General features: G+C 70.7%; 18 protein-coding genes and 1 pseudogene. 12 read left to right on the top strand and 7 right to left on the bottom strand.

All coding sequences use genetic code 11. The features are described from left to right. Together MKK64_RS02725 and MKK64_RS02730 are read right to left on the bottom strand one after the other, a co-directional pair. Positions 1-194, bottom strand: a pseudogene (locus MKK64_RS02725) (PQQ-dependent dehydrogenase, methanol/ethanol family); the annotation flags it as partial. 94 nt (positions 195-288) lie between these two features. Next, the gene (locus tag MKK64_RS02730; RefSeq protein WP_147729787.1) at positions 289-1,323 is read right to left on the bottom strand and encodes an aspartate-semialdehyde dehydrogenase; all 1,035 of its coding nucleotides are present in this window, start codon (positions 1,321-1,323) and stop codon (positions 289-291) included. A gap of 298 nt (positions 1,324-1,621) precedes the next feature. On the opposite strand from MKK64_RS02730, the gene MKK64_RS02735 reads away from it, so the two are divergent. Continuing rightward, entirely contained in the window at positions 1,622-2,461 is an 840-nt protein-coding gene (locus MKK64_RS02735; RefSeq protein WP_243932150.1) for a hypothetical protein, read from the top strand. A gap of 185 nt (positions 2,462-2,646) precedes the next feature. Further along, positions 2,647-3,051, top strand: a complete 405-nt coding sequence (locus MKK64_RS02740) for a hypothetical protein (protein ID WP_243932151.1) — start codon at positions 2,647-2,649, stop codon at positions 3,049-3,051. A gap of 75 nt (positions 3,052-3,126) precedes the next feature. On the opposite strand, the gene leuB is transcribed toward MKK64_RS02740, so the two are convergent. Further along, the gene (leuB, locus tag MKK64_RS02745) at positions 3,127-4,236 is read right to left on the bottom strand and encodes a 3-isopropylmalate dehydrogenase (RefSeq protein ID WP_243932152.1); all 1,110 of its coding nucleotides are present in this window, start codon (positions 4,234-4,236) and stop codon (positions 3,127-3,129) included. A 268-nt stretch (positions 4,237-4,504) separates the two neighbouring features. Continuing rightward, positions 4,505-5,467 (bottom strand): polyprenyl synthetase family protein, encoded by a 963-nt coding sequence (locus MKK64_RS02750; protein ID WP_243932153.1) that lies wholly within the window; start codon positions 5,465-5,467, stop codon positions 4,505-4,507. A gap of 198 nt (positions 5,468-5,665) precedes the next feature. Here MKK64_RS02750 and mtgA point away from each other — a divergent pair, with 198 nt between their 5' ends. Continuing rightward, positions 5,666-6,274, top strand: coding sequence for a monofunctional biosynthetic peptidoglycan transglycosylase (gene mtgA, locus MKK64_RS02755; RefSeq protein ID WP_405044393.1), 609 nt, complete (start codon positions 5,666-5,668; stop codon positions 6,272-6,274). Positions 6,275-6,347: 73 nt separating this feature from the next. Then, positions 6,348-6,890, top strand: coding sequence for a hypothetical protein (locus tag MKK64_RS02760; protein WP_147729301.1), 543 nt, complete (start codon positions 6,348-6,350; stop codon positions 6,888-6,890). A gap of 53 nt (positions 6,891-6,943) precedes the next feature. Here MKK64_RS02760 and MKK64_RS02765 read toward each other — a convergent pair whose 3' ends face one another. Beyond that, complete coding sequence (locus MKK64_RS02765) at positions 6,944-8,182, bottom strand: argininosuccinate synthase (RefSeq protein ID WP_147729302.1); 1,239 nt, start codon at positions 8,180-8,182, stop codon at positions 6,944-6,946. Positions 8,183-8,490: 308 nt separating this feature from the next. On the opposite strand from MKK64_RS02765, the gene MKK64_RS02770 reads away from it, so the two are divergent. The 8 genes from MKK64_RS02770 to MKK64_RS02805 all read left to right on the top strand — a co-directional run bounded on the left by MKK64_RS02770 (position 8,491) and on the right by MKK64_RS02805 (position 15,522). After that, complete coding sequence (locus tag MKK64_RS02770; RefSeq protein ID WP_147729303.1) at positions 8,491-9,117, top strand: 2-hydroxychromene-2-carboxylate isomerase; 627 nt, start codon at positions 8,491-8,493, stop codon at positions 9,115-9,117. Positions 9,118-9,229: 112 nt separating this feature from the next. Next, positions 9,230-9,919, top strand: coding sequence for a DsbA family protein (locus tag MKK64_RS02775; protein WP_243932154.1), 690 nt, complete (start codon positions 9,230-9,232; stop codon positions 9,917-9,919). 233 nt (positions 9,920-10,152) lie between these two features. Then, positions 10,153-10,722: a F0F1 ATP synthase subunit delta gene (locus tag MKK64_RS02780; protein WP_243932155.1), complete on the top strand. Its 570-nt coding sequence runs from the start codon at positions 10,153-10,155 to the stop codon at positions 10,720-10,722. 74 nt (positions 10,723-10,796) lie between these two features. Further along, the gene (gene atpA / locus MKK64_RS02785) at positions 10,797-12,332 is read left to right on the top strand and encodes a F0F1 ATP synthase subunit alpha (RefSeq protein ID WP_147728192.1); all 1,536 of its coding nucleotides are present in this window, start codon (positions 10,797-10,799) and stop codon (positions 12,330-12,332) included. Between the two features lie 71 nt (positions 12,333-12,403). Then, complete coding sequence (locus tag MKK64_RS02790; RefSeq protein WP_243932156.1) at positions 12,404-13,291, top strand: F0F1 ATP synthase subunit gamma; 888 nt, start codon at positions 12,404-12,406, stop codon at positions 13,289-13,291. 48 nt (positions 13,292-13,339) lie between these two features. Further along, on the top strand, positions 13,340-14,797 hold the full coding sequence (gene atpD, locus MKK64_RS02795; RefSeq protein ID WP_243932157.1) for a F0F1 ATP synthase subunit beta: 1,458 nt from the start codon (positions 13,340-13,342) through the stop codon (positions 14,795-14,797). Between the two features lie 4 nt (positions 14,798-14,801). Beyond that, positions 14,802-15,050, top strand: coding sequence for a hypothetical protein (locus MKK64_RS02800; RefSeq protein WP_243932158.1), 249 nt, complete (start codon positions 14,802-14,804; stop codon positions 15,048-15,050). Between the two features lie 70 nt (positions 15,051-15,120). Next, positions 15,121-15,522 carry a F0F1 ATP synthase subunit epsilon gene (locus MKK64_RS02805; RefSeq protein ID WP_147728188.1) on the top strand — a complete coding sequence of 134 codons (402 nt, stop codon included), beginning with the start codon at positions 15,121-15,123 and terminating at the stop codon, positions 15,520-15,522. Between the two features lie 50 nt (positions 15,523-15,572). On the opposite strand, the gene MKK64_RS02810 is transcribed toward MKK64_RS02805, so the two are convergent. Both MKK64_RS02810 and MKK64_RS02815 read right to left on the bottom strand, forming a co-directional pair. Continuing rightward, a complete protein-coding gene (locus tag MKK64_RS02810) occupies positions 15,573-16,820 on the bottom strand; it encodes a CCA tRNA nucleotidyltransferase (protein ID WP_243932159.1) in 1,248 nt (415 codons plus the stop codon). After that, positions 16,820-17,077 carry a DUF6111 family protein gene (locus tag MKK64_RS02815; protein ID WP_147843531.1) on the bottom strand — a complete coding sequence of 86 codons (258 nt, stop codon included), beginning with the start codon at positions 17,075-17,077 and terminating at the stop codon, positions 16,820-16,822. Before MKK64_RS02815 ends, MKK64_RS02810 begins: the two co-directional genes overlap by 1 nt. Between the last annotated feature and the right edge of the window lie 5 nt (positions 17,078-17,082).

The raw sequence follows: 17,082 nt of genomic DNA on the forward strand, positions 1-17,082 counted from the left end.
GCCACCTGGAGGTTCTTGACGTTGCCCGCGTTGATCTGGTCGAGCTTCGAATAGCGCGTGTTGGCGTAGTCGACCGTCTGCAGCACCTGCTCGGCCGGGTTCGCCAGATGCTTCATCAGATCGTCGTTCGCGATCGCCGGGCTGGTCGATGCGAGAGCGACGAGGAGCAGGTGCGGTCCAAGATCGAGATTCATCGCTCGGCAGCCTGATCTGCAAAAATGAAAAGGCGCCGCCCGACCAGCGGGACGGCGCCTCGATCAATCATGGATCCCGATCGTCGGACGACGTTCAGGCGGCCTTCCTGTCCCGCCCGATCAGCTTGCGGTTGATCAGGAGCTCGGCGATCTGGACCGTGTTCAGGGCGGCGCCCTTGCGCAGGTTGTCCGAGACGCACCAGAAGTTCAGGCCGTTCTCCACCGTCGCGTCCTCGCGGATGCGGGAGATGTAGGTGGCGTCCTCGCCCGCCGCCTCGTGCGGGGTCATGTAGCCGCCGTTCTCGCGCTTATCGATCACCAGGATGCCGGGCGCCGAGCGCAGGATCGCGGTCGCCTCCTCGGCGGAGATCGGTCGCTCGAACTCGACGTTGACGGCCTCCGCGTGGCCGATGAACACCGGCACGCGCACGGCGGTGGCCGTGAGCTTGATCTTGGGGTCGAGCATCTTCTTGGTCTCGGCCACCAGCTTCCACTCTTCCTTGGTGTAGCCGTCCTCCATGAACACGTCGATGTGCGGGATGACGTTGAAGGCGATGCGCTTGGTGAACTTCTCCTGCTTCACCTCGCCGGCCGTGAACACGGCGCGGGTCTGGTTGAACAGCTCGTCCATCGCGTCCTTGCCGGCGCCGGAGACCGACTGGTAGGTCGAGATCACCACGCGCTTGATCGTCGCCGCCTCGTGCAGCGGCTTCAGGGCGACCACGAGCTGCGCCGTCGAGCAGTTCGGGTTGGCGATGATGTTGCGCTTGGAGAAGCCGACCACCGCATCGGCGTTCACCTCGGGCACGATCAGCGGCACGTCCGACTCGTAGCGGAACGCCGACGAGTTATCGATCACCACGCAGCCCTGCGCGCCGATGCGGGGCGACCACTCCTTCGAGGTCTCGCCGCCGGCCGACATCAGGCAGATGTCGGTGTCGGAGAAGTCGTAGGTGTCGAGGGCTTTGACCTTGAGGATCTTGTCGCCGAAGGAGACCTCCTGGCCCTGGCTGCGGCGCGAAGCCAGAGCCACGACCTCGTCGGCGGGGAAGGCCCGCTCGGCGAGGATGTCCAGCATCTCGCGGCCCACGTTCCCCGTGGCGCCGACGATGGCGACCTTGTAACCCATCTCGATCAGACTCCGCTTGCCGCGCGCGATCCCGGCATCCGCCGCCCGCGTCGGGCCATGACCCGCCGGCCCCGCGACGTCGCAAGGTGGGACCTGCGGAAGGCGGGAGCAAGGCGCCGGGGTCGCTCGCCTGTCAAGGGAGGCGGCGTCATGCCTCCCGCGCTTCGTCATGCATCCCCGCGGCAAGGTTCGATTCACCGCGTGCCGAGAAAGCCGGCCTCGGGCGGCGGATCGAAACCACCGGGGAAGGGATCCGGGCGGAGGATGCAGGTGCTTTCCCGAGGCGCAACCGCATCCGATGGCCACAGACGAGACGTTCCCCGGCCTCGCGCCCGCGGCGGCCGCGCCGCGGCGGTGGCGGCTCGTCGCCTTCGCCGGCCGAGCGGTCGGCGCCGTGCTGACGATCGGCGCGCTGAGCGTGCTGTCCTGCGAGACGGCCCGGACGCGTCCGCCCGAGCCGGCGCCGGCCTCCGTCACGACCACCGATCTCGGGATCGCCTTCGTGCCGGCCATGACGCTCGCGCCACGGCCCGCCGTCCCGGCCGAGACGGCCGGGCGCCTGCGCCTCGACCTGGCGGGCGAGGCCGCCCGGATCGAACCGCGGCACGGCCCGCAGGAGCAGACGCTGGGCCGCGGCGACTTCGCGGCGATCGAGGAGACGCATCTGCGCCTCACCCTGACACTGGACGCCCCCGAGCCGCAGCCCGGCCTGTTCGTGACCCTGGCCCGGCGGGCGGCGGAGGGCCCGAACCTCTCGGTGATCCGGACCGGCCAGCGCGGGCGGATCGCCACGAAATTCGGTGCGGTCGAGACGCTGGAGGCGACGCTGTCGGGCGCGGGGCGCCGGATCTGCACCGGCTTCGTCACCCTGGAGGCCCAGCCGGCGCGGATCGACGGCTGGCTCTGTGCGCCCCTCGGGCAGCCGCCCGAGCCGCGCACGCTCGCCTGCACCCTCGACGCGCTCACCTTCGACGCGCGCGCCGACCCGGCCACGAGCGCGGTCTTCGCCGACGCGGAGGGCCGCCGCGACGCTAACTGCGACCCGATCCGGGCGCTGTCGTCCGGGGAGCCGGAAGGCCGCACCGGCTCGATCGTGCCGCGCCGCACGCCGCCCGCGCGGAAACCGCAGCACCCTTGAGCGAGCCCTTCGCGTGATCGGGGCGGCGAGCCCCTTTGCGCGATTGGGGCGACAATGCGGCAAAACACGCAAGCTGAGCCGTTTTTCCGGAACCGCGGCCGCGCTCGGGCGTCTACCCCGCAACAGGCACCGGATTCTTAATCTCTCGGCGCCATACCCGACCCCGCATTCAAACAAGGTGCGTCATGCGCTTGATCAAGATCGCCCTGCTGGGCGCCCTCGCCGTCACCGGCCTCGGCTTCACCGCGCCGGTCCAGGCCCAGGACGGTTACGCCCCGGGCTACCGCGTCAGCCGTCCGCTGCCGATCCGCATCCGCCCGCGCAGCTGGCTCGATGCCGGCAACGTCGTCGAGCCGGGCAACGGCTCGGTGAGCAACCCGGCCACCAACCCGGTCCTGATCGCGCAGTCGAACCAGCTCAACCCGGTCTACGGCCGCAACGACGGCTACGGCGGCGGCATCCTGCCCGACCCGATCACCAACGGCCCGTTCATCGGCGCCCGGTCGAGCGCGATCCGCAACGTCGACTTCTCGGCGATCGACGCGATCGATCCGACCTCCTACGTCGCGCGCTACGGCAACCCGTACTAAGCCGACACGGGACCTAGTCGATCGGGGCGCGCAGCACGGGCTGCGCGCCCTTTTTCATGCGTGGCGTCCCGCCGCTCAGGCCGCGCGGACGCGCAGCTCGGACGCGATCAGCTCGGCCATCGCGCGGGTGCCGAGCACCGGGGCGCCGTCGCTCGCGATGTCGGCCGTGCGCGCGCCGCCGGCCAGCGCCGCGGTGATCGCGCCGTCGACGAGGTCGGCCGCCTCGCCGAGGCCGAACGAGTAGCGCAGGCACATGGCGAGCGAGCCGATCATCGCGATCGGGTTGGCCTTGTCCTGGCCGGCGATGTCGGGCGCCGAGCCGTGCACCGGCTCGTAGAGGGCCTTCCGGGTTCCGCGCGCGTCGACCGCGCCGAGCGAGGCCGAGGGCAGCATCCCGAGCGAGCCGGTGAGCATGGCGGCGACGTCGGAGAGCACGTCGCCGAACAGGTTGTCCGTCACCAGCACGTCGAACTGCTTCGGGCGCCGCACCAGCTGCATCGCGCAGTTGTCGGCGAGCACGTGCTCCAGAGCGATTCCCGCGTAGTGGCGGGCGTGCACCTCGGTGACGACCTCCTTCCACAGCACGCCGGACTTCATCACGTTGTGCTTCTCGGCGGAGGCGACCCGGCCGGAGCGCTTGCCCGCGAGATCGAAGGCGACGTGCGCGATCCGCTCGATCTCGGCGGTGGTGTAGACCTGCGTGTCCACGGCCCGCTTCGAGCCGTCGGGCAGGGTGGTGATCTCCTTCGGCTCGCCGAAGTACACGCCGCCGGTGAGCTCGCGCACGATCATGATGTCGAGGCCCTCGACCAGCTCGCGCTTGAGCGCCGAGGCGTCGGCCAGCGCCGGGTAGCAGATCGCCGGGCGCAGGTTCGCGAACAGGCCGAGGTCCTTGCGCAGCCGCAGCAGGCCGGCCTCGGGGCGGATCTCGTAGGCCACGCCGTTCCACTTCGGCCCGCCGACGGCCCCGAGCAGGATCGCGTCCGCCGCGTCGGCCTTGGCCAGCGTCGCATCCGAGAGCGGCTTGCCGTGGGCGTCGATGGCCGAGCCGCCGACGAGGTCGGTCTCGGTCTCGAAGGTGGCGAGCCCGGTCTCGGCCAGCGCCGTCAGCACTGTCTCGACGCCGGCCATCACCTCGGGGCCGATCCCGTCGCCGGGCAGGAGCAGGAGCTTGTAGGTGGTCATGGAGTTCGCCTCTTATCGATGGGTCATTGAGAGCCGTAACGACTCACTTCGACCGGCCTTACCGATCTTCGACTGTCCCACCCCACTTCCGCATCCTGAGGCGATGGAGCGAAGCGGAGGCCTCGAAGGAACGCTCCAGAGATCGCGAGGGTGCTGGAGAACTCCTTCGAGGCCCGCTCACGCGGGCACCTCAGGATGAGGGCGTGGGTGGGACGATCCGATCGAACCGGCGCGAAACGCGCGCCCTGATTCGACCGTTTTGGAAACGTCACACCTTCCGCGTCACCGTGAACCGGGCCGCCTCGCACAGGGTCCGCGCCCGGTCGCCCCAGCGGGCCACCGCCTCCTCGCAGACGCCGACCAGCCGGTCGCACTCGGCCCGGGCGCCGTCGAGCCCGAGGCGGTCGACGAGGGTCGCCTTGCCGGCGTCCTTGTCCTTGCCGGTGGCCTTGCCCATCGCCTCCGGCGAGGCCTCGCGGTCGAGGATGTCGTCGGCGATCTGGAAGGCCTGGCCCAGCGCGAGGCCGTAGCGCAGCAGCGCGGCGCGCTCATCCCTAGTGGCGCCGCCGACCATCGCGCCGGCCTCGACCGAGAAGGCGAGGATGGCGCCGGTCTTCATCGCCTGCATCCGCAGCGTGTCGTCCACGTCGAGGGAGACCGGGCCGAAGCGGCCTTCCGCCGTCAGGTCGAGCAGCTGGCCGCCGACCATGCCGCCCAAGCCCGAGGCGCGGGCGAGGCCGAGCACGAGGTCGGCACGGATCGACGGGTCGGGCTGCCAGGTCGGGTCGGCCACGATCTCGAAGGCCAGGGTCTGCAGCGCGTCGCCGACGAGGATCGCGGTGGCCTCGTCGTAGGCCTTGTGCACGGTCGGCTTGCCGCGGCGCATGTCGTCGTCGTCCATCGACGGCATGTCGTCGTGGACGAGCGAGTAGCAGTGCACCAGCTCGACGCCGGCGCCGGCCGCGAGCGCGCCGGCCTCGGAGCCGCCGAGCATGCGCGCGGTCTCGACCGCGAGGAACGGGCGCAGGCGCTTGCCGCCGCCGAGCACCGCATGGCGCATCGCCTCCATCAGGCGGGGCGGGCGCACGATCTCGCCCGGGCCGACCTCGGGGCCGAGGCGCTCGACCAGGAAGGTCTCCACCGTGTCGGCCACGCGGGCGAGCTTGTGGGAAAACCCGTCGCCTGCGGCTTGCGACTTGACCGGAGCGGGGTGAGCCTGCGTTGAGGTCATCGGGAACGGGCCTTGGCGGGAGTGGGACGCGACACGGTGCGGGCGGACGATAGCAAAGCGGCGCCGGGTCGCGACGCGCAGAGTACCGAGGCGCGGGACCTGAGGTCGCTGGGGCGCCCGCAGCTGCCGCCACCGTCGCGGCGGGTCCGGAAGCTCGTCGGGCGCATCCTGCTCGTCCCGGCGGTCGGGATCGTCCTCATGCTCGCGCTGGCGCTGCTCTATAGCGCGGTGACGCCGCCCTCAACCCTGATGCTCGGGCGATGGTTGACGCTGCAGCCGGTGGCTCGCGAGGCGGTGCCGCTGTCGGCGATCGCGCCGGCGCTGGTCCAGGCGGTGGTCGCCTCCGAGGACCAGCGCTTCTGCCTCGACAACGGGGTCGACGTCGGGGCCCTGCGCGACGTGGTCGACGACGAGGACGGCCCGAGCCGCGGCGCCTCGACGATCGCGATGCAGACGGTGAAGAACGTCTTCCTCTGGCCCGGCCGGTCCTACCTCCGCAAGGCGCTGGAGATCCCGCTCGCGTTTCTCCTCGACGCGCTCTGGGGCAAGCGGCGGATGATGGAGATCTACCTCAACGTCGCCGAGTGGGGCGACGGCGTCTACGGCGCGCAGGCCGCCGCCCGGCACTGGTTCGGCAAGAACGCCCGCGACCTCACCCGCGGCGAGGCGGCCCTGCTCGCCGCGACCCTGCCGAACCCGATCCGGCGCAGCGCCGGGCGGCCCTCGCGCGGGGTGCGGGCGCAGGCCGAGCGCATCCAGGGCCGAATGGGGCAGGTCGAGGGCCTGATGGGCTGCCTGAGGGGGTGAGTTTTTTCAGATCCCCGGTTCGCAGGCCGGCCCGATGCGGTTAGGGAGCGTGATCCGAACGAGAACGAGCGCCATGGCCGAGACCGGCACCACAGAGATCACCCTGGAGCGGATCGCCCTGATCCGCCGCCTCGTCGTCGGCTGGAACGCCGACGGGGCGGGAGCGCCGATGATCCACCCGGACGCGCCCTACGGCTCGACCGCGCGGGACGACGACATCGCCAACGTCACCGGCGACGACGAGGGGGCCGACGCGGAGCACCGGGCGGTCGGCGCGGCGTTCGCCGCCTTCGTCCGCCACGCGGTGCTCAAGCCCGGGCGCTACCAGTACCACAACCCCCTGGCCAAGCTCGATCCGGGCCGGGCCGGCGACGTGTTCCGCGACGCGGACGGCGCCACGCCGGAGCACATCACCTTCGACGTCACCGCCGAGCACCTCGCGCTGATCCCGCACCTCGCCGTGCGCTGGAGCGATGCGCTGGACGTGCCCTGCGTCGACGCGGAGGCGCCCTACGGCGCGACGCCGGTGCCGGATTCCGCCCTGCACCACGAGATCCAGCCGGCGCTGCAGATCTTCCTGCGCTACGCCGACATCGCGCCGGGCGACTACGCCTAGGCCGCGGTCGCCCGGCGGCTTCCCTCCCCCTTCGCGGGGGAGGGTGCAGGCCCTCAGGCGTCCCGCTTCTTGCGCTGCGCCAGGGTCCGCAGCCGCAGCGCGTTGAGCTTGATGAAGCCCGCCGCGTCGCGGTGGTCGTAGGCGACGGCGCCTTCCTCGAAGGTGACGAGGTCCTGGTCGTAGAGCGAGTGCGGGCTCGTCCGGCCGATGACGTGGACGCCGCCCTTGTAGAGCTTCAGCCGGACCTCGCCGGTGACCTTCTCCTGGCTCTTGTCGATCAGCGCCTGCAGCATCTCGCGCTCGGGCGAGAACCAGAAGCCGTTGTAGATCAGCTCCGCGTATTGCGGCATGATCTGGTCCTTCAGGTGCGCCGCGCCCCGGTCCAGCGTGATCGACTCGATCGCGCGGTGGGCCGGCAGCAGGATGGTGCCGCCGGGCGTCTCGTACATGCCGCGGCTCTTCATGCCGACGAAGCGGTTCTCGACGAGGTCGAGCCGGCCGATGCCGTTGTCGTGGCCGAGCTGGTTGAGCCTGGCCAGGAGCGAGGCCGGGGACAGCGCCTCGCCGTCGATGGAGACCGCGTCGCCCTTCTCGAAGCCGACGGTGATGATCGTCGGCGTGTCGGGCGCCTCCTCGGGCGAGAGCGTGCGCGAGAAGACGTAGTCCGGCACCTCGTCGGCCGGGTCCTCCAGCACCTTGCCCTCGGAGGAGGCGTGCAGGAGGTTGGCGTCCACCGAGAACGGGCTCTCGCCGCGCTTGTCCTTGGCGATCGGGATCTGATGCGCTTCCGCGAAGGCGATCAGCTGCTCGCGGCTCTTCAGGTCCCATTCGCGCCAGGGGGCGATGACCGTCACGTCGGGCTTCAGGGCGTAGTAGCCGAGCTCGAACCGGACCTGGTCGTTGCCCTTGCCGGTGGCGCCGTGGCAGACCGCGTCGGCGCCGAGGCGCTCGGCGATCTCGATCTGCTTCTTGGCGATCAGCGGCCGGGCGATCGAGGTGCCGAGCAGGTAGACGCCCTCGTAGACCGCGTTGGCGCGGAACATCGGGAACACGTAGTCCCGCACGAATTCCTCGCGCAGGTCCTCGATGAAGATGTTCTCCGGCTTGATCCCGAGCAGCTCCGCCTTGCGGCGGGCCGGCTCCAGCTCCTCGCCCTGCCCGAGATCGGCGGTGAAGGTGATCACCTCGCAGCCGTAGGTCGTCTGCAGCCATTTCAGGATGATCGAGGTGTCGAGGCCGCCGGAATAGGCCAGCACCACCTTGTTCACGGGCTTCTTGTCGGGCTCGGACATGCGGACCTTCGGGTGTTCGCGGCGATGGGCAGGGGCGAGGGACTTGGGGCGATGGACTGGGGCGAGGGCCTCGGGCGACGGACCGGAGGCGAGGGGCCAAGGGCGGCGGGCCGGGGGTTGCGGCGGCTTATCGCGCCGTCCCGAAGCCTGCAACCGGAACGGCCTGCAACCGGCATGCCGGGACGGACGTTCGATCAGGCGTGCGGGGCGTCGCGGACCCTCGTCCACGCGCCCGATGCCGCCTCGCTCCCGACACCGACGGGTGCGAGATTTGCGTGCCGACATCCAGACCCGGAGAAGCGATCACCATGGCGCGCCAGCCGACCCTCGAGTTCTGGTACGAGTTCGCTTCGACCTATTCCTACCTCGCCGCCGCCCGGATCGAGGGACTGGCCGCGGCGGCCGGCGTCGCCGTGCGCTGGCGCCCGTTCCTGGTCGGGCCGATCTTCGCCTCGCAGGGCTGGACCAGCTCCCCCTTCAACCTCTACCCGGCCAAGGGCCGGAACATGTGGCGCGACCTGGAGCGCGAAGCCGCGCGCTGCGGCCTGCCGCCCGTGCGCCGCCCCGATCCGTTCCCGCAGAACAGCCTCAGCGCGACCCGCGCCGCGATCCTCGGGCAGGACCAGGACTGGCTGGTGCCGTTCTCGAAGGCGGTGTTCGAATCCTGCTTCGCGCACGGCCGCTCGATCGCGGAGCCCGCGGCGGTGGTCGAGATCCTCAACGGCCTCGGCCTCGACGGGACGCAGCAGCTCAAGGCGGCGGCGAGTGAGGCCAACAAGACCAAGCTCCGCGTCGTCGGCGAGGAGGCACGCTCGCGCGGCATCTTCGGCGCCCCGACCTTCCTGACCGACGACGGCGAGCTCTTCTGGGGCAACGACCGGCTCGAGCAGGCGCTGGCCTGGGCCGCCGGCGAGCGGCCGGGCGACATGCGCTGACGAGAATTCGCGCCGAACGGATCCCGCGGCGAAACAATCCGGCCGAAGGCCCCGACATCGCCTGAATCGCCGGGCTGATGCGCGGGCTCGACACCGCCGCCCGGACGCCGCCATGCCCTTCACCCGCCGCCACCTCCTCGCGACCTCGGCCGCCGCCGGCGTCGCCCTCGCCGGGGCCGCCCGCGCCCAGTCCTACGGGCAGCGGGTCGCGGTGACGAGCGACGAGGGCAGGGCGGTCGCCAACTCGGTGCTGCCCGGCGAGATCACCGGGCAGATCGCGTCCCTGCGCGGCGTCACCTATGTCGGCCCGCGCGAGGCCGAGACGACGCTGTACGAGTTCTTCGACTTCAACTGCCCCTACTGCCGCAAGGCCGCCGCCGACGTGATCGCGCTGCACGCCGCCGACCCGGCGCTTCGGATCGGCCTGGTGCAGAACCCGATCCTGTCGCCGCAATCGGCGCAGGCCGCCAAGGTGGCGCTGGCCGTCCAGCGCAAGCTCGGCTCCGAGGCCGCCTGGGCCTTCTACGGCCAGCTGCTCGGCAAGCCCGGCAAGATCGACGGCCCCGGCGCGCTCGCCGCCGGCACCGCGCTCGGCATCGCCGGCCCGGATCTGGAGACGATCGCCGACAGCGACGAGGTCCGCGAAGCGCTCAAGAGCCAGATGCGGATCGCGGCCGATCTCGGCCTCTACGCGACCCCGTCCTACGTGCTCGGCAATGCCGGCATCCTCGGCCATCCGGGCGCGCGGGCGATGGCGAAGATGATCGCCGCCACGCGCCGGTGCGATCGCCTCGCCTGCTGATCGACACCTGCGGATCGCGGCTTTCGCGCAAGCTCGGCCGGGGCGCCGCGGCTGGCCGATCGCCTTGCGCGGCTCCGGTTGCCATGCTAGGCGGTCGCCGCGCCGGCCGAGGGATCTTCATGGTCCCCGACCGCCCGGCACAATCCCATTTCCCGACGGTCTCCGGCCCGGCGCCCTCAGTACGGCGCGGCCCGGTCGGAACCGAAGGGCCAAGGAACAAGAGAGAGCGACGGGTGGCGCAGAACGGTTCCGAGGGTTCCCTGGTCGGCGGCGTGTCGGGTCGATACGCCTCCGCCCTGTTCGATCTCGCCCGTGACGAGCGTCAGGTCGATGCGACGGCCGAGGGCCTGGAGCGCTTCGACGCCCTGCTCAAGGAGAGCGCCGATCTCCGCCGCCTCGTGCGCAGCCCGGTCTTCTCCGGCGAGGAGCAGGCCGCCGCGATCGGCGCGATCCTCGAGAAGGCCGGCATCACCGGCCTGGCCGCCAACTTCATCCGCCTCTCGGCCGCCAACCGCCGCCTGTTCGCGCTGCCCGGCATGATCTCCGCGTTCCGCAGCCTGGTGCGCGAGTCGAAGGGCATTCTCCGCGCCGAGGTCCGGGTGGCGGAGCGTCCCTCCGACGCGGTGCTGGAAGAGATCAAGGCGAGCTTGCGCGACGTCGCCAAGTCCGAGATCGACCTCGACCTGCACGTCGACCCGAGCCTGATCGGCGGCCTCATCGTGAAGATGGGCTCGCGCATGGTCGACGCCTCGCTCCGGACCAAGCTCAACGGCATCCGTCTCGCGATGCGGGAAGCGCGCTAGGCCGTCCGAGAGGACGCTCCGGCTCCCGCCATCACACGTAAACACCTGATTCGAACGAACTGAAGGGCCCGACGATGGACATCCGCGCCGCCGAGATCTCCGCGATCCTGAAAGACCAGATCAAGAACTTCGGCGAGGAAGCCGAAGTCTCCGAGGTCGGCCAGGTCCTGTCCGTCGGCGACGGCATCGCCCGCGCCTATGGCCTCGACAACGTCCAGGCCGGCGAGATGGTCGAGTTCGAGTCGGGCGTGCGCGGCATGGCGCTCAACCTCGAGCAGGACAACGTCGGCATCGTGATCTTCGGCTCCGATCGCGACATCAAGGAAGGCCAGACCGTCAAGCGCACCGGCGCGATCGTGGACGTGCCGGTCGGCAAGGCCCTGCTCGGCCGCGTCGTGGACGGGCTCGGCAACCCGATCGACGGCAAGGGCCCGATCCAGTCGACCGAGCGTCGCCGCGTCGACGTGAAGGCGCCGGGCATCATCCCGCGCAAGTCGGTGCACGAGCCGATGGCGACCGGCCTCAAGGCCGTCGACGCCCTGATCCCGGTCGGCCGCGGCCAGCGCGAGCTGATCATCGGCGATCGCCAGACCGGCAAGACCGCGATCGTGCTCGACACGATTCTGAACCAGAAGCCCGGCCACGCCGCGGGCGGCGACGAGACCTCGAAGCTCTACTGCATCTACGTCGCGATCGGCCAGAAGCGCTCGACGGTGGCCCAGTTCGTGAAGGTCCTCGAGGACCAGGGCGCGATGGAGTACTCGATCGTCATCGCCGCCACCGCCTCGGACGCCGCGCCGATGCAGTTCATCGCGCCGTTCGCCGGCTGCGCCATGGGCGAGTACTTCCGTGACAACGGCATGCACGCCGTGATCTCGTACGACGATCTCTCCAAGCAGGCCGTGGCCTACCGCCAGATGTCGCTGCTGCTGCGCCGCCCGCCGGGCCGCGAGGCCTATCCCGGCGACGTGTTCTACCTGCACTCGCGCCTGCTCGAGCGCGCCGCCAAGATGGGCGATGCCGCCGGCAACGGCTCGCTGACCGCCCTTCCGGTCATCGAGACCCAGGCCAACGACGTCTCGGCCTACATCCCGACCAACGTGATCTCGATCACCGACGGCCAGATCTTCCTGGAGACCGACCTGTTCTACCAGGGCATCCGCCCGGCGGTGAACGTCGGCCTCTCGGTCTCGCGCGTTGGCTCCTCGGCCCAGACCAAGGCGATGAAGAAGGTCGCCGGCAAGATCAAGGGCGAGCTGGCGCAGTACCGCGAGATGGCGGCCTTCGCCCAGTTCGGCTCGGATCTCGACGCCTCGACCCAGCAGCTGCTCAACCGCGGCTCGCGCCTCACCGAGCTCCTGAAGCAGCCGCAATTCTCGCCGCTGAAGATGGAAGAGCAGGTCGCGGTGATCTACGCCGGCGTCAACGGCTACCTCGACAAGATGCCGGTGGCGAAGGTCCGCCCGTTCGAGGACGCGCTGCTCTCCGCGCTGCGCTCCAAGCACGCCGACCTGCTCTCCACCATCCGCGACTCGAAGGACCTGTCGGACGACAGCGCCGCCAAGCTGAAGAGCGTGGTCGAGGGCGTGGCCAAGTCGCTCGCGAACTGAGAACCCGCCGCATCGGGCGCCCGGCGACGGGCGCCCGATCGTGAACAGGCCCTGAGAGACCGGACCACCCGATGGCGAGTTTGAAGGATCTGCGCAACCGCATCACTTCGGTGAAGGCGACGCAGAAGATCACCAAGGCGATGCAGATGGTCGCCGCCGCGAAGCTGCGGCGCGCCCAGACGGCCGCCGAGAGCGGCCGGCCCTACGCCGAGAAGATGGCGGCCGTGCTCGGCAACCTCGCCGGGAACCTCGTCGGCGGCGTCGGCGCCCCGAAGCTGCTGGCCGGCACCGGCAAAGACCAGACGCACCTGCTGATCGTCTGCACCGGCGACCGCGGCCTGTGCGGCGCCTTCAACTCGTCGATCGCGCGCCTGGCGCGGGCCCATGCCGACAAGCTCACGTCCGAGGGCAAGACCGTCAAGATGATGACGGTCGGCAAGAAGGGCCTCGACCAGCTGCGCCGCCAGTTCCGCGAGCAGATCGTCGAGAGCCAGGACATCCGCGGCAACCGCCCGGTGGACTACCCCTTCGCCGCCGAGATCGCCGACAAGATCCTGACCCGGTACGAGGCCGGCGAGTTCGACGTCGCGACGCTGTTCTTCTCCGAGTTCCGTTCGGTGATCTCGCAGATCCCGACGGCGCAGCGGCTGATCCCGGCGGAGCTGCCCGAGGGCGTCGCCAGCACCACCGGCGCGCCAGCCGACTCGGCCCTGGAGTTCGAGCCGTCCGAGGAAGCGATCCTCGAGACGCTGCTGCCGAAGAACCTCACGGTCCAGGTCTACCGGGCGCTCCTAGAGAACGCGGCCTCCGAGCAGGGCGCCCGCATGAGCGCCATGGATTCCGCGACCCGCAACGCGGGCGAGATGATCAAGAAGCAGACGCTGATCTACAACCGCACGCGTCAGGCGATGATCACCAAGGAACTCATCGAGATCATCTCGGGCGCCGAAGCCCTCTAAGCGCCCTCACCGGCGCACCGACCGCATACCTTTCAAGGGCACGCAATCATGGCAAACACCGCTCTCCCCGGCGCCGGCTCCAACAAGGTCGGCAAGATCACCCAGGTCATCGGCCCCGTCGTCGACGTCCAGTTCGACGGCCACCTGCCGGAGATCCTAAACGCGCTCGAGACCAAGAACAACGGCGCCCGCCTCGTTCTCGAAGTCGCCGCCCAGCTCGGCGAGAGCACCGTGCGCTGCATCGCGATGGACACTTCCGAGGGCCTGACCCGCGGGCAGGAATGCACGGACACGGGTTCGCCGATCATGGTGCCGGTCGGCCACAACACGCTCGGCCGCATCATGAACGTCATCGGCGAGCCGATCGACGAGGCCGGCCCGATCCAGTCCGACAGCCTGCGCGCCATCCACCAGCCGGCGCCGGACTACACCGACCAGTCGACCGAGTCGCAGATCCTCGTCACCGGTATCAAGGTGGTCGACCTGCTCGCTCCCTACGCCAAGGGCGGCAAGATCGGCCTGTTCGGGGGCGCCGGCGTCGGCAAGACCGTGCTGATCATGGAGCTGATCAACAATATCGCCAAGGTGCACTCGGGCTACTCGGTCTTCGCCGGCGTCGGCGAGCGCACCCGCGAGGGCAACGATCTCTACCACGAGATGATCGAGTCCAAGGTCAACATGGACCCGAAGGAGCATAACGGCTCGGCCGAGGGCTCCAAGTGCGCGCTGGTCTACGGCCAGATGAACGAGTCGCCCGGCGCCCGCTCGCGCGTCGCGCTCACCGGCCTCACCATCGCCGAGGACTTCCGCGACCAGGGCCAGGACGTGTTGTTCTTCGTGGACAACATCTTCCGCTTCACCCAGGCCGGCTCGGAAGTGTCGGCGCTGCTCGGCCGCATCCCGTCCGCGGTGGGCTACCAGCCGACGCTGGCCACCGACATGGGCGCCCTGCAGGAGCGCATCACCACCACCAACAAGGGCTCGATCACCTCGGTGCAGGCGATCTACGTGCCGGCCGACGATCTGACCGACCCGGCGCCCGCCGCCTCCTTCGCCCACTTGGACGCGACCACGACGCTGTCGCGCTCGATCGCCGAGAAGGGCATCTACCCGGCGGGGGACCCGCTCGACTCGACCTCGCGCATGCTCTCGCCGGCGATCCTCGGCGAGGAGCACTACGAGGTGGCCCGCAAGGTCCAGCAGACGCTGCAGCGCTACAAGTCGCTCCAGGACATCATCGCCATCCTCGGGATGGACGAGCTGTCGGAAGAGGACAAGCTGACCGTGGCCCGCGCCCGCAAGATCGAGCGCTTCTTCTCGCAGCCGTTCTCGGTGGCCGAGATCTTCACCGGCTCGCCGGGCATCCAGGTGCCGCTGGAAGACACCATCAAGGGCTTCAAGGGCCTCGTCGAGGGCAAGTACGACGACCTGCCGGAGGCGGCCTTCTACATGGTCGGCACCATCGAGGACGCCCAGGCCAAGGCCAAGAAGCTGAAGGCCGCCTGAGGTCTTGAACGGCAAGATCGTCCTTCTGGTCGTCGGCCTCCTGGCCGGCGGCCTCGTCGGCTACGTCACGCGGCCCGAGGCGGCCGAGCTCAAGATCGGGCCGCTCTCGGTCGAGGTGCAGGGCGACCGCCCGGCCGGTGCCCGAGGCGGCGAGCTGGCCACCGGTCAGATGCAGCATATCGGCCTGTTCGCCGGCATCGGCGCTCTGGTCGGCTTCGGCCTCGGCTTCGCCACGGACCGGCGCAGGGCCTAACCTCTCAGGTCGGCACGCAGCCTTCAGCAGGCCGCGTGCCGGGAATGACAAACGTCGGGATTCCGAGCGCATGGCCACCTTCCACTTCGATTTCGTCGGCCCCGAGCGGTCGCTGTATTCCGGCGAGGTCGAGTCGGTGCAGCTTCCCGGCACCGAGGGCGAGATGACCGTCCTCGCCGGCCACGCTCCGGTCCTGACCTCGCTCCGCGTCGGCGTGATCGTGGTCACCGAGCGCGCCAACAGCGGCAAGCGCATCTACGTCCGCGGCGGCTTCGCCGACATCGGCCCGACCGGGGTGACGGTGCTGGCCGAGCGCGCGGCGCCGATCGAGGAGCTGACCCCGGAATCCCTCGACCGCGACATCGAGGCGGCCGAGCTGCAGCGCGACGCCACCGAGGACCTGCAGAAGCGCGAGGAGCTGAACGGCCAGATCGTCCAGCTCCAGGAGACCAAGAACCTCCTCAAGCTCTGAGCCGTTCGCCGCTCTCGGCCGAGGCTCCCCGAAGCCCGCTCGAACCGCCGTCACCGGTGCGGTTCGGCGGGCTTTTCCATGTCGAGGACGTGCGCGATCAGCGCCTCGGCCGCTTCCGGGCCGACGGGACAGCCCTGGTCGAGCCAGCGCCGGCGCGCCGCCGCCAGGGCGAGCCCGATCCGCGGCCCGGCCGGGATGCCGCGGGCGACGAGGATCGCGCCGGTCACCGGCAGGACCGGGGCCGGGCCGTCCTTCATGTCCCTCCAGGCAGCCGCGGCGTCGGCCCCGATCACCGGCCGCGGCTCGCCGGCGACGACGGCCAGCGCCGCCCCCAGGGCCGCCGTTCCGTGCTCGGCCGCGAGCGCCCGCAGCGCCGGAATGTCGATCACGGCCCGGGTCTTCAGCGCGGCGAGGGCGCGGGCATAAGCCTCGAGGGCGACGTGCTCGGCCTTGGACAGGCGCAGGCTCTCGGCGAGGCGCTCGGCATCCGCCCGCGTCGTCACGGAAAGGGCGGCGAGCCGGTGGATCGTCGGAGCGCCGGCCGCGATCGCGCGCGACAGACGCCCCCTCTCGGCGACGCCCCCGGTGATGCGGGCCAGGAGGCCGGTCTCGGCGAGGACATCGACTGCCTCGAGCGCATGCGGCGCGGCCAGAAGCTTCAGGAATTCCGATCGCACGCGCTCCCGCGACAGGCCGTCGAGGGCCGCCCGCGCGGCGATGCAGGCGGCGAGCGCGTCCGCGTCCGGTCGGCCCTCGCCGAAGCGGGCATGGAAGCGGAAGAACCGGAGGATGCGCAAGGCGTCCTCGCGGATCCGGGTCGCGGGGTCCCCGATGAAGCGGACGCGGGCGGCCGCGAGGTCGGCGCGGCCGCCGGTGGTGTCGTGCAGCGTACCGTCGGCCCCGAGCGAGAGCGCGTTGACCGTGAAGTCCCGCCGCTCGGCGTCGCGCACGAAGTCGCGGCCGAAGCGGACGACCGCGTGCCGCCCGTCAGTCTCGACGTCCTCGCGCAGGGTCGTGACCTCGACCGGTCGGCCGGCGACGACCAGCGTGACGGTGCCGTGCTCGATCCCGGTCGGAACCGCCTTGAGGCCCGTCGCCCGCGCGCGGGCGATCACGGCGTCGGGCAGCAGCGTCGTCGCCAGGTCGATGTCGGCGGCGTCGATCCCGAGGAGCGCGTCGCGGACGCAGCCGCCGACGAGGCGGGTCTCCTCGCCGGCCTGGTCCAGGGCGCCGAGCGCCGCCCGCACCTCCGGCCTGGCGAGCAGCCGTGCCGGGCCCTCGGGGTCGAGGCTGCGCATCAGCGGAACTCGCCCGGCACCAGGCGGCCGTTCTCCATGTGGGTCGGCACGAAGCCGGCGGCATGGCGCTCGGAGAACAGGCCCGAGGCGACCATCGAGGCGATCACCACGGCCAAGCCGGCCAGGACGAGGCGGAAGGCCTGCGCGTCCCAGTGCGCCCGCTGCAGCGGGTTGCGGCCGACGAGCAGCAGGTAGGCGAAGAACAGCCCGAAGGGCAGCAGGAAGAGCCCGAACTCCTCCACGAAGCGACGCAGCATGGCAC

Origin of the sequence: Methylobacterium sp. E-025 (assembly GCF_022829705.1) — a bacterium.
GTDB lineage: Bacteria > Pseudomonadota > Alphaproteobacteria > Rhizobiales > Beijerinckiaceae > Methylobacterium.